Annotated in this window: 12 protein-coding genes; all 12 read left to right on the top strand. The window is 58.9% G+C overall.

Annotated elements, in window-relative coordinates; all coding sequences use genetic code 11:
- The first annotated feature begins 329 nt into the window (after window positions 1–329).
- On the top strand, window positions 330–2,213 hold the full coding sequence (gene mnmG / locus J3364_RS12830; protein ID WP_349558726.1) for a tRNA uridine-5-carboxymethylaminomethyl(34) synthesis enzyme MnmG: 1,884 nt from the start codon (window positions 330–332) through the stop codon (window positions 2,211–2,213).
- Window positions 2,210–2,866, top strand: coding sequence for a 16S rRNA (guanine(527)-N(7))-methyltransferase RsmG (rsmG, locus tag J3364_RS12825; RefSeq protein WP_349558725.1), 657 nt, complete (start codon window positions 2,210–2,212; stop codon window positions 2,864–2,866). Before mnmG ends, rsmG begins: the two co-directional genes overlap by 4 nt.
- 2 nt (window positions 2,867–2,868) lie before the next feature.
- Window positions 2,869–3,663: a ParA family protein gene (locus J3364_RS12820; protein WP_123633866.1), complete on the top strand. Its 795-nt coding sequence runs from the start codon at window positions 2,869–2,871 to the stop codon at window positions 3,661–3,663.
- Between the two features lie 50 nt (window positions 3,664–3,713).
- On the top strand, window positions 3,714–4,592 hold the full coding sequence (locus J3364_RS12815; RefSeq protein ID WP_203142108.1) for a ParB/RepB/Spo0J family partition protein: 879 nt from the start codon (window positions 3,714–3,716) through the stop codon (window positions 4,590–4,592).
- A gap of 325 nt (window positions 4,593–4,917) precedes the next feature.
- On the top strand, window positions 4,918–5,343 hold the full coding sequence (locus tag J3364_RS12810) for an ATP synthase subunit I (protein ID WP_349558724.1): 426 nt from the start codon (window positions 4,918–4,920) through the stop codon (window positions 5,341–5,343).
- Between the two features lie 10 nt (window positions 5,344–5,353).
- Entirely contained in the window at window positions 5,354–6,280 is a 927-nt protein-coding gene (atpB, locus tag J3364_RS12805; protein ID WP_123633863.1) for a F0F1 ATP synthase subunit A, read from the top strand.
- Window positions 6,281–6,326: 46 nt separating this feature from the next.
- Entirely contained in the window at window positions 6,327–6,566 is a 240-nt protein-coding gene (gene atpE, locus J3364_RS12800; RefSeq protein ID WP_008940031.1) for a F0F1 ATP synthase subunit C, read from the top strand.
- 47 nt (window positions 6,567–6,613) lie between these two features.
- Window positions 6,614–7,084 (top strand): F0F1 ATP synthase subunit B, encoded by a 471-nt coding sequence (locus tag J3364_RS12795; RefSeq protein WP_349558723.1) that lies wholly within the window; start codon window positions 6,614–6,616, stop codon window positions 7,082–7,084.
- A 12-nt stretch (window positions 7,085–7,096) separates the two neighbouring features.
- Window positions 7,097–7,633 carry a F0F1 ATP synthase subunit delta gene (locus tag J3364_RS12790; protein WP_349558722.1) on the top strand — a complete coding sequence of 179 codons (537 nt, stop codon included), beginning with the start codon at window positions 7,097–7,099 and terminating at the stop codon, window positions 7,631–7,633.
- 28 nt (window positions 7,634–7,661) lie between these two features.
- Window positions 7,662–9,206, top strand: coding sequence for a F0F1 ATP synthase subunit alpha (atpA, locus tag J3364_RS12785; protein ID WP_123633860.1), 1,545 nt, complete (start codon window positions 7,662–7,664; stop codon window positions 9,204–9,206).
- 75 nt (window positions 9,207–9,281) lie between these two features.
- Window positions 9,282–10,148 carry a F0F1 ATP synthase subunit gamma gene (gene atpG / locus J3364_RS12780; protein WP_123633859.1) on the top strand — a complete coding sequence of 289 codons (867 nt, stop codon included), beginning with the start codon at window positions 9,282–9,284 and terminating at the stop codon, window positions 10,146–10,148.
- A gap of 54 nt (window positions 10,149–10,202) precedes the next feature.
- Entirely contained in the window at window positions 10,203–11,594 is a 1,392-nt protein-coding gene (atpD, locus tag J3364_RS12775) for a F0F1 ATP synthase subunit beta (protein WP_123633858.1), read from the top strand.
- Window positions 11,595–11,600: the final 6 nt, after the last annotated feature.

Genomic DNA, 11,600 nt, shown 5'->3' with positions numbered 1-11,600 from the left:
AAAATCCCTAGAGCCTGTGGATAAGTTTATGGATAACCCGGGGGTAGCTTTGGGATACCTTTTAATGGGTTCTTTAAAATCAAAATGTTAAGTTGTTTAAGAGGCATTTTAGGACTTGACCACAATGTGGATAAGTATTTTGAAAACTTTTCTGAGGAGTGCCATCCAAGCGGCTGACGGATAAGAATTTTTCTCAGAAAGTAGAACAGACTCGTTGCCAAAAACCGGGGTGCTACCAGGGGTGGTTAAAAATTATTCATCGCCCCTGCAATTTCCCCCCGTAACCGGTATACTTTCGCCCCATTTTTCTATGTTTCTTGAGGTGTACTGTGGAATTCCCGGATCGTTTCGATGTCATCGTAATCGGCGGCGGCCATGCCGGTACCGAGGCCGCCTTGGCGGCGGCGCGCATGGGATCCCGTACGCTGCTGCTGACCCACAATATTGAAACCCTGGGCCAGATGTCCTGTAACCCCGCCATCGGCGGGATTGGCAAGAGCCATCTGGTCAAGGAAATCGACGCCCTGGGCGGCGCCATGGCGCAGGCCACCGACCGTGCCGGCATCCAGTTCCGGGTGCTCAACTCCCGTAAAGGCCCGGCCGTCAGGGCGACCCGTGCACAGGCTGACCGCGTCCTGTACAAGGCCGCCATTCGCGAAGTGCTCGAGAATCAGCCCAACCTGACCATCTTCCAGCAGGCCGCCGACGATCTGATCGTCGAGGGTGATCAGGTGCGCGGCGTCGTGACCCAGACCGGCATCCGCTTTACCGCGGCCAATGTGGTGCTGACCACGGGCACTTTCCTGGGCGGCGTTATCCACATGGGGCTGAAAAACCACGCCGGCGGTCGCGCCGGGGATCCGCCCGCCATTGCCCTGGCGCAACGTCTGCGCGAGCTGCCGTTCAATGTCGGTCGCCTGAAGACCGGCACGCCGCCGCGCATCGATAGCCGCTCGGTGGATTTCTCCGTGATGCAGGAACAGTGGGGCGATGACCCGACACCGGTGATGTCCTTCATGGGCTCCCGCGACCAGCATCCACAGCAGGTGTGCTGCTACGTCACGCGCACCACGGAGGAAACCCACGACATCATCCGCAGTGGCTTCGATCGCTCGCCGATGTTTGCGGGTGATATCGAAGGTGTGGGGCCGCGCTACTGCCCGTCCATCGAGGACAAGGTGAACCGTTTCGCGGACAAGGATTCGCACCAGATCTTTGTCGAGCCGGAAGGGCTGACGGTCAATGAGCTGTACCCCAATGGTATTTCCACCAGTCTGCCGTTCGACATCCAGCTCAAAGCGGTGCGTTCGATCCCGGGTTTCGAGAACGCCCACATCACGCGGCCGGGTTACGCCATCGAATACGATTACCTGAACCCGCAGGACCTGCGCCACACGCTGGAAACCAAGTTCATCGGCGGGCTCTATTTCGCGGGCCAGATCAACGGCACCACCGGCTATGAAGAAGCTGGGGCGCAGGGGCTGCTGGCGGGCATCAACGCTGCGCTGCGGGCCCAGGAAAAAGACGCCTGGTACCCGCGCCGCGACGAAGCCTACCTGGGCGTTTTGGTGGATGACCTGATCACCATGGGCACCTCCGAGCCATACCGGATGTTCACCAGCCGGGCGGAATACCGCCTGATCCTGCGCGAGGACAACGCCGACCTGCGCCTGACCGAAACCGGCCACCAGCTGGGCCTGGTGAATGAGGCGCGTTGGCAGCAGTTCAACGCCAAGCGCGAGGCCATCGCGGTCGAACGTCAGCGCCTGGACAAGACCCACGTGCACCCGAATACGCCGGAAGCCGAGCGGGCCAACCAGTACCTGAACAAGCCGCTGCAGAAAGAACATACCCTGGCGGATCTGCTGCGTCGGCCGGAAATTGTCTATTCGCACATCGCGGACATCAGCGGTGAGCAGGCGGAAGAAGTGGTGGCCAGTCAGGTCGAGATCGAAGTGAAGTACGAAGGCTACATTTCTCGCCAGGAAGCGGAAATCGATCGCCTGCGCCGCAACGAGAACCTGCCGCTGCCGGTGGATCTGGACTACGATGCCGTGGGCGGTCTGTCCAACGAGATCAAACAGAAACTCAAGGACGTGCGGCCGGAAACCGTGGCCCAGGCGTCGCGGATCCAGGGCGTGACCCCGGCGGCCATTTCCCAGTTGCTGGTGCACCTCAAGAAGCGTGACCTGCTGCGCAAGCAATCCGCATGAGTCGGGACATCCCGGCCAACTGGCCATCGCAGCTCGATAGCGGTCTGGCTGCCATGGCGCTGGACCTGTCCGATGCCACCCGGGAACGGCTATTGGCCTTCCTGGGGCTGTTGCAGAAATGGAACCGGGCCTACAATCTGACGGCCGTCCGCGAGCCGGATCAGATGGTGTCCCGACAACTGCTCGACAGCCTGGCGATTCTGCCTTATATCCAGGCCCCATCCGTGCTGGATGTGGGCGCCGGTGGCGGATTGCCGGGTATCCCCATGGCTATCGCCTGTCCCGATCGTCACATCACCCTGCTGGACAGCAACAGCAAGAAGACGCGATTCCTGACACAATGCGTGCTGGAACTCGGGCTGGATAACGTCGAAGTCGTGCATGCGCGGGCCGAAGACTACCTGCCGGATCAGCCCTTCCAGCAGATCACCTCGCGGGCGTTTACGGCCCTGGCCAACCTGGTGACCTGGTGTGGGCATCTGCTGGCGGATGAGGGGCAGTTCCTGGCCATGAAGGGCCAGTTCCCGGAAGATGAGCTGGCGGAGTTGCCCTCCGACTGGCGACTGCGTGAGGATGTTGCGCTGTCGATTCCAGGTTGTGATGGGGCACGTCACTTGCTTATCATTGATCGCGTTCGGACGACAGGAGGCTAACCATGGCGCGCATTATCGCGGTGACCAACCAGAAGGGCGGTGTGGGCAAGACCACCACCTGCGTCAATCTGGCCGCCTCCCTCAGCGCCACCAAGCGCCGCGTCCTGCTGGTGGACATGGACCCGCAGGGGAACGCCACCATGGGCAGCGGCGTGGACAAGAACGCGCTGGCCCTGTCCGGCTACGACGTGCTTACCAAGCGTCAGTCCGCGGCGGACGTGATCATCCTCGCCGAAGCCTCCGGTTTCGACATCCTGCCGGCCAACGGCGACCTGACCGCGGCGGAAGTCGAACTGATGAACGAGATCGGCCGCGAGCACCGGCTGCGCCTGCAGCTCAACAGCGTCCGCGATCGCTACGACTACATTCTGGTGGATTGCCCGCCGTCGCTGAACCTGCTGACCGTCAACGCCCTGTCGGCTGCGGACAGCGTGCTGATTCCCATGCAGTGCGAGTACTACGCGCTGGAAGGGCTGGCCGCGCTGATGAACACCGTGGAGCAGATCCAGGAAACCGTGAATCCGGACCTCGTTCTCGAAGGCATCCTTCGGACCATGTACGATCCACGCAACAGCCTGACGCTGGATGTCTCGGCCCAGCTCAACGAATATTTCGGCGACAAGGTCTACAAGGCGGTCATCCCGCGGAACGTACGCCTGGCCGAAGCTCCCAGTTATGGGGTACCGGCGCTCAAGTACGACCGGGCCTCCAAGGGGGCGATTGCCTACCTGGCTCTGGCCGGTGAAATGGTCCGGCGTAACGGACAGCAGCGTCAGAGCCAGCCGGTGGCGGTCTGACACTTCCCGGCACACAGTTTCGATAACACTCATAAAGAATGACGGATACGATGGCGGCGAAAAAGCGAGGATTGGGTGAGCGCGGACTGGGAGCGCTGCTGGCAGGCTCCAAGGTCAATCTCGACCGGGAAGAGCTGAGCGAGCACGACGGTGAACTGCGGGAAATTCCCGTGGACCTCATCCAGCGCAGCCGCTATCAGCCGCGCCGAGACATGGACCAGGCGGCCCTTCAGGAACTGGCAGACTCCATTCGCCAGCAGGGCGTCATGCAGCCGGTTGTGGTGCGCCCGTTGTCGGAAGGCCGCTTCGAACTGATCGCTGGTGAGCGCCGCTGGCGGGCGACGCAGCTGGCCGAGCTGGACCAGATCCCGGCCATCATTCGCGACGTGCCGGACGAAGCCGCCATCGCCATGGCGCTGATCGAGAACATCCAGCGCGAAAACCTCAACCCCATCGAGGAAGCCTTCGCCCTGCAGCGCCTGCAGGACGAATTCGGCCTGACCCAGGCCCAGGTGGCCGAAGCCGTCGGCAAGTCCCGCACCACCATCACCAACCTGCTGCGCCTGATCGGCCTGACCGAAGACGTGCGCGTGATGCTGGAACACGGGGATCTGGAAATGGGGCACGGCCGGGCCATGCTGACCCTGCCGCCGGAGCTGCAATTGCAGGCGGCCCGCCACGTGGTGGCCAAATCCCTCTCCGTACGTCAGACCGAAGCGCTGGTCCGCCGCCTCCAGCAGGAGGCCGAATCACCGAGCCGCGACAAAAAGTCGCAGGTGGATCCCAACATCCGTCGTCTGCAGGACGATCTCGCCGAGCGTTTGGGCGCTCGGGTGGCCATCAATCACGGCCAGAAAGGCAAAGGCAAACTCGTTATCGAGTACAGCAGCCTGGATGAGCTGGATGGCATCCTGGGTCATATCAAGTAACGCCTGATTCCGACGGGCATTTTCCTCCCCTTTTTTGTGATCGCCTGACCGCACGCAGTCATCGGCGTGGGTCTCGCTGTGCGTGTTTTTCGGTCAGCATCGGCGACGGTTACATCGAAAATATTGCACTAAAAAATGAATTTTAATGATGGATCACAATGGTTCGGAAAGGCGCCAGAACCAAGGAATTAGTGCCAAAGAAGGGCATTTTCCCTGCCCGATAACAGGGCGGGTTGTGTTGAACCCGGTTGAGTTAACACATATAATCCCGCTGCCTTGACAATAGAGGTTTATCAGCACCCGGCAGCGGCAGGTGGCGCGGAACATGAAAAACTGTTCTAACAACATTCCGGGTCGCCGGATAGACGCGACTCGACCACCGGTCCACCGATTGACATGGATACAGCTGTCCTTCACTGTCGCCATAGCCGGAGTTGGGTACCTGATCGCGGGACAAGTAGCCGGGTACTCCGGGCTGTTGGGCGGTTTGATCTACACGATTCCCAACGCCTTTTTTACAAAACAGGTTTTTGCCTATCGGCCGGCAAGGGCGATGGGCCACATTGTGCGCGCATTTTACTGGGGTGAAGTCGTCAAGTTGGCGCTCACGGCGCTTTTGTTTGCCGCCGTTTTCAAGTGGGTCCAGCCCCTGAATGCCGGGGTGTTGTTTCTGGCCTTTATCCTGGTACTGACAACGAATACATTGGCCCCGGCGCTGTGGGGCTCTAAATCTTTGAAAAATAGGGCTTGAGAGACTGAACATGGCAGGCGAAAGCGAAAACCTCACTGCGTCCAGTTATATCGATCACCACCTGACGAACCTGACATTCGGCCAGCTGCCGGCGGGCACGCGTCCCGGTCAGGACCAGGCTATCTGGACAATGGCGCACAACGGTGCAGAGGCCCAGCAGATGGGCTTTATGGCGATCCACGTCGATATGATGGGCTGGTCGCTGGTTCTGGGACTGATCTTCTTCCTGATGTTCCGCAAGGTCGCCAAGACGATGACCTCCGACACCCCGAGCGGATTCCAGAACTTTGTGGAAATGGTCGTGGACTTCGTCCAGGACAACGTCAAGAGCATGTTCCCCTACAAGAACCCGCTGGTCGCCCCGATGGCACTGACCATTCTTGTGTGGGTTTTCCTGATGAACTTCATGGACTTGATCGCCGTCGACCTGCTGCCGTTCGTGGCGCAGCTGTTCGGTGAGCACGTCCTGGGTGCGGATCCGCACCACGTTTTCTTCAAGGTGGTGCCGTCCACCGACCCGAACGTGACTCTGGGTATGGCGTTCGACGTCTTCCTGCTGATCCTGTTCTTCAGCATTCGTGAGAAAGGCCTGGGCGGCTTTATTGGTGAGCTGACCCTGCATCCGTTCAGCAACAAGAACCCGATCGTCCAGGCGATTTTCATCCCGATCAACTTCGTCCTCGAATTCGTCAACATGATTGCCAAGCCGGTCTCACTGGGCCTGCGGTTGTTCGGCAACATGTACGCCGGCGAAATGATCTTTATCCTGATTGCCCTGATGTACAGTGCCGGTCCGGTTCTGGGCATCTTCGGTGGCGGCCTGCAGATTGTATGGGCTATGTTCCATATCCTGATCATCTCGCTGCAGGCGTTCATCTTCATGGTTCTGACCATCGTCTACATGTCGCAGTCTTTCGAGACCAGCGAGAGTCACTAAAAGTTTAAACCTAACCCAAGCTCAACCATTAACGGGAGATAAAAAAGTGAGTGAAGCACAAGCTCTGATCATACTGGCAAGCGGTATTCTGATGGGTCTGGCAGCTGTTGGCGCCGCCATCGGTGTAGGTATCCTGGGTTCCAAGTTCCTGGAAGGCGGTGCACGTCAGCCGGAACTGATCCCGATGCTCCGTACCCAGTTCTTCGTTGTTATGGGTCTTGTTGACGCGGTTCCGATGATCGGCGTTGGTCTGGGGCTCTACATCCTGTTCGTTGTTGCAGGCTAAGCACCGAAGTTGACCACCTAATTCATTCCATTTAGTGGAGAAGCGGTGTGAGTTTTAACCTTACATTTATCGGTCAAATGATCGCGTTTGCCGTATTTGTATGGCTCACCATGCGGTACGTGTGGACTCCGATCACGAAGGCCATGGAAGAACGGCAGAAGAAAATTGCCGATGGCCTGAGCGCGGCTGACCGCGCCAATCGTGATCTGGAGCTGGCGCAGGAAAAAGCGGCCCAGGAACTGCGTGAAGCCAAGCAAAAGGCAGCCGAGATCATCGATCAAGCGAACAAGCGGTCGGCCCGTCTGGTCGACGAGGCCAAGGAAAACGCACGCGTCGAAGGCGAGCGGATTCTGGCCCAGGCCAGTGCCGAGATCGAACGGGAACAGAACCGTGCGAAAGAAGCACTGCGCGCGGAACTGGCTTCGTTGGTCATCGCCGGTGCAGAGAAGATCCTGGAAACCTCTGTCGACGCCAAAGCTCACAGCGAGATGCTGGACAAGCTGTCTGCGCAACTGTAAACGGGGTTTGACATGGCAGAGTTGATAACGCTAGCCCGGCCGTACGCGAACGCCGCGTTTGCGATTGCGCAGGATACCGGCGCGCTCGAAGAGTGGTCGGACATGCTGGCTTTCGCGAGTGCGGTGGCGAATGACCCACAGGCGAAAGCCATGGTGGCGCATCCGACCCTTCCGGACGAGCAAAAAGCATCGGCATTTGCCGATTTCTGCGAGGGTAAATTGTCAGAGCAGGGGCGCAACTTCATCGCGCTGCTGGCTGAAAACAAGCGATTGCCCCTCTTGCCGGAAATCAATGCCTTGTTTGAAGGACTGCGGGCGCAACTGGAGAGTTCCGTCAGCGTTGAGATGGCGTCTCCGTTCGAGGTATCGAGCGATGAAGAAGCCAAACTGGTGGAAGCACTCTCCCGTAAGCTAGGCCGCAAAGTGAACCTGTCTACCACTACGGATAAGTCGCTGATTGGTGGAGTTTTGATTCGCGCGGGCGACGTCGTCATCGATGCCTCTGTACGAGGCAGGCTTGAGAAGCTGGCGGACGCGATAGGTTCCTGATTGCAGATAACGGTTTGAGGATAAAGGCATGCAGCAACTGAATCCATCCGAGATCAGTGACATCATCAAGAAGAGAATCGAAAAGCTCGATATCTCTTCCGAAGCACGTAACGAAGGCACCATCCTGTCGGTTTCCGACGGTATCGTGCTGATCCACGGTCTCGCCGACGTCATGTACGGTGAGATGATTGAATTCGACAACGGCATTTTCGGCATGGCGCTCAACCTGGAGCGTGATTCTGTCGGTGCGGTTGTCTTGGGTGACTACGAAGGGCTGGCCGAAGGCCAGAAGGTGCGTTGCACCGGTCGTATCCTGGAAGTTCCGGTTGGCGAACAGCTGCTGGGCCGGGTTGTCGACGCCCTGGGTAACCCGATCGACGGCAACGGCGATCTGAACGCCGAGCTGACCGCTCCGATCGAGAAGGTCGCGCCGGGTGTTATCGCCCGTCAATCCGTCGACCAGCCGGTCCAGACCGGTCTGAAAGCCATCGACACCATGGTGCCGATCGGTCGCGGCCAGCGTGAGCTGATCATCGGTGACCGCCAGATCGGTAAGACCGCTGTGGCGATCGACGCGATCATCAACCAGAAAGACAGTGGCATCAAGTGTATCTATGTTGCCGTTGGCCAGAAGCAGTCTTCCATTGCCGCCGTCGTGCGCAAGCTGGAAGAGCATGGCGCCATGGACCACACCATCGTGGTCGCTGCCGGTGCCGCCGATCCGGCCGCCATGCAGTTCCTGGCGCCGTACGCCGGTACTTCCATGGGTGAGTACTTCCGTGACCGCGGTGAAGACGCGCTGATCGTGTTTGACGATCTGTCCAAGCAGGCTGTGGCGTATCGCCAGATCTCCCTGCTGCTGCGTCGTCCGCCGGGCCGTGAAGCCTACCCGGGTGACGTTTTCTACCTGCACTCACGTCTGCTGGAGCGGGCTTCCCGCGTCAATGCCGATTACGTGGAGCAGAAGACCAACGGTGAAGTGAAAGGCCAGACCGGTTCCCTGACCGCGCTGCCGATCATCGAAACCCAGGCCGGTGACGTGTCTGCATTCGTACCGACCAACGTGATCTCGATTACCGACGGTCAGATCTTCCTGGAAACCAACCTGTTCAACTCCGGCATCCGTCCGGCGATGAATGCGGGTATCTCGGTTTCCCGGGTCGGTGGTTCGGCCCAGACCAAGATCATGAAGAAGCTGGGTGGCGGTATTCGTCTAGCCCTGGCTCAGTACCGCGAACTGGCGGCGTTTGCCCAGTTTGCGTCTGATCTGGACGACGCGACCCGCAAGCAGCTCGAGCATGGTCAGCGTGTCACCGAACTGATGAAGCAGAACCAGTACAGCCCGATGTCCGTGGCTGAGATGGGTACGGTTCTGTACGCAGCGAACGAAGGTTTCCTGGATGACGTTGATGTCGACAAGGTCGTGGCTTTTGAAGCGGCCCTGATGGACTGGATGCGCACCGAACAGGGTGAGCTCCTGGCCAAGATCAACGAAAAAGGCGATTACAACGACGAGATCGCCTCAGGCCTGAAAGCTGCACTCGAGAAATTCAAGACCACTCAGACCTGGTAACGACAGACGGCCCGCCCACCCGGCGGGCTCTGTTGGTTTCGGGCTCGAGTGTCTAACTTGAAAAGGCAGTGAGTTATGGCCGTCGGAAAAGAAATACGTAACCAGATCTCCAGCATCAAGAGCACGCAGAAGATCACCAGCGCCATGGAAATGGTGGCGGCGAGCAAGATGCGTAAGGCTCAGGAGCGTATGCAGGCGACTCGCCCGTACGCGGAAAAGATGCGGCAGGTGATCAGGCACATTGCCAAGGCCAATGCCGAGTATACGCACCCGTTCATGATCGAGCGCGACGTCAAGCGCGTGGCGTACATCGTGGTGTCCTCGGACCGTGGTCTGTGTGGTGGCCTGAACATCAACGTGTTCAAGACACTGGTCCGCGAAATGCGGCAATGGAAGGAAAAGGGCGTTGAGACTGATCTTTGCGCCATTGGCCAGAAAGGCGCGTCCTTCTTCCGGAACTACGGCGGCAACGTCGTCTCCGCACTGACCCAGTTGGGCGATACGCCCAGCGCCGACAAGCTGATCGGCTCCGTCAAGGTCATGCTGGATGCGTTCCAGGACGAAAAGATCGATCGCCTGTACCTGGTCAGCAACGAGTTTGTGAACACCATGACCCAGAGTCCTACGGTGGAACAGCTCCTGCCCTTGCCCAGGGACACTGATGAAGAAGACGTCAAAAAGAGCCAGTGGGATTACATCTACGAGCCGGATGCACGGCCGATTCTCGATGGTCTTCTGACACGTTACATCGAATCTCAGGTTTATCAGGGTGTGATGGAAAACCTGGCCTGCGAGCAGGCTGCACGGATGATTGCCATGAAGAGCGCGACCGATAACGCGGGCAACATCATCGACGATCTGCAGCTGGCCTATAACAAGGCCCGTCAGGCCGCGATCACCCAGGAGATTTCGGAAATCGTGAGCGGCGCAGCCTCGGTCTGATGACCCCACGATCCAACTGGTTTTATTGACTTTAAAGATAACGAGGAACTGAGCATGAGTAGCGGACACATCGTTCAGATCATTGGTGCGGTTATCGACGTGGAGTTTCCGCGCGATTCCGTCCCCAAAGTGTATGACGCGCTGCTGCTTGAAGGTGGTGAAACAACTCTGGAAGTCCAGCAGCAGCTGGGCGACGGCGTTGTGCGGACCATTGCCATGGGCAGCACCGAAGGTCTCAAGCGGGGCCTGAAGGCAGAAAACACCAACGCCCCGATCTCCGTCCCGGTCGGTACCCAGACTCTGGGTCGGATCATGGACGTGCTGGGTCGCCCGATCGACGAAGCCGGCGAAATCGGCGAAGAAGAGCGCATGCCGATTCACCGCAAGGCGCCGGGCTACGCGGATCAGGCCGCTTCTGCGGACCTGCTGGAAACCGGCATCAAGGTCATCGACCTGATCTGCCCGTTTGCCAAGGGTGGTAAGGTTGGCCTGTTCGGCGGTGCCGGTGTTGGTAAGACCGTCAACATGATGGAGCTGATCAACAACATCGCCAAAGAGCACTCCGGTCTGTCTGTTTTCGCCGGTGTTGGTGAGCGTACCCGTGAGGGTAACGACTTCTACTACGAGATGAAGGACTCCAACGTTCTCGACAAGGTGGCAATGGTCTACGGCCAGATGAACGAGCCCCCCGGGAACCGTCTGCGCGTGGCACTGACCGGCCTGACCATGGCGGAAAAGTTCCGTGACGAAGGCCGTGACGTCCTGCTGTTCGTTGACAACATCTACCGTTACACCCTGGCCGGCACCGAGGTGTCTGCACTGCTGGGCCGTATGCCGTCCGCGGTGGGTTACCAGCCGACCCTGGCCGAAGAGATGGGCCAGCTGCAGGAGCGGATCACCTCCACCAAAGACGGCTCCATCACGTCTGTCCAGGCGGTCTACGTACCGGCGGATGACTTGACCGACCCGTCTCCGGCAACCACCTTCTCGCACCTGGATGCGACCGTGGTATTGAGCCGTGACATCGCTTCCAAGGGTATCTACCCGGCGATCGACCCGCTGGACTCCACCTCCCGTCAGCTGGATCCGCTGGTGATCGGTCACGAGCACTATGACGTGGCCCGTGGTGTGCAGACGGTTCTGCAGCGCTTCAAGGAGCTCAAGGACATCATCGCGATCCTGGGTATGGACGAACTGTCAGAAGAAGACAAGCTGACCGTTGCCCGCGCCCGTAAGATCGAGCGTTTCCTGTCCCAGCCGTTCCACGTTGCTGAAGTCTTCACCGGCGCACCGGGTAAATACGTGCCGCTGAAAGAGACCATCAGCAGCTTCAAGGGAATCCTGAACGGTGACTATGACGACATGCCCGAGCAGGCGTTCTACATGGTCGGTTCCATTGAAGAAGCCGTTGAGAAAGCGAAGGAAATGAAGGCCAAAGAGAAGTAAGAGGCC

The sequence above is a fragment of the Marinobacter sp. NFXS9 genome, assembly GCF_040148665.1.
GTDB classification, from domain to species: domain Bacteria; phylum Pseudomonadota; class Gammaproteobacteria; order Pseudomonadales; family Oleiphilaceae; genus Marinobacter_A; species Marinobacter_A mangrovi.
Note: the sequence above shows the minus strand (reverse complement) of the source record. Positions and strands in the feature narration are given on the sequence as shown.

Bases quoted from the DNA above. Each gene is read 5' to 3' on its own strand.
- rsmG (WP_349558725.1), top strand. From the start codon at position 2,210: ATGAGTCGGGACATCCCGGCCAACTGGCCATCGCAGCTCGATAGCGGT.
- J3364_RS12820 (WP_123633866.1), top strand. From the start codon at position 2,869: ATGGCGCGCATTATCGCGGTGACCAACCAGAAGGGCGGTGTGGGCAAG.
- J3364_RS12815 (WP_203142108.1), top strand. From the start codon at position 3,714: ATGGCGGCGAAAAAGCGAGGATTGGGTGAGCGCGGACTGGGAGCGCTG.
- J3364_RS12810 (WP_349558724.1), top strand. From the start codon at position 4,918: ATGAAAAACTGTTCTAACAACATTCCGGGTCGCCGGATAGACGCGACT.
- atpB (WP_123633863.1), top strand. From the start codon at position 5,354: ATGGCAGGCGAAAGCGAAAACCTCACTGCGTCCAGTTATATCGATCAC.
- J3364_RS12790 (WP_349558722.1), top strand. From the start codon at position 7,097: ATGGCAGAGTTGATAACGCTAGCCCGGCCGTACGCGAACGCCGCGTTT.
- atpA (WP_123633860.1), top strand. From the start codon at position 7,662: ATGCAGCAACTGAATCCATCCGAGATCAGTGACATCATCAAGAAGAGA.
- atpG (WP_123633859.1), top strand. From the start codon at position 9,282: ATGGCCGTCGGAAAAGAAATACGTAACCAGATCTCCAGCATCAAGAGC.
- atpD (WP_123633858.1), top strand. From the start codon at position 10,203: ATGAGTAGCGGACACATCGTTCAGATCATTGGTGCGGTTATCGACGTG.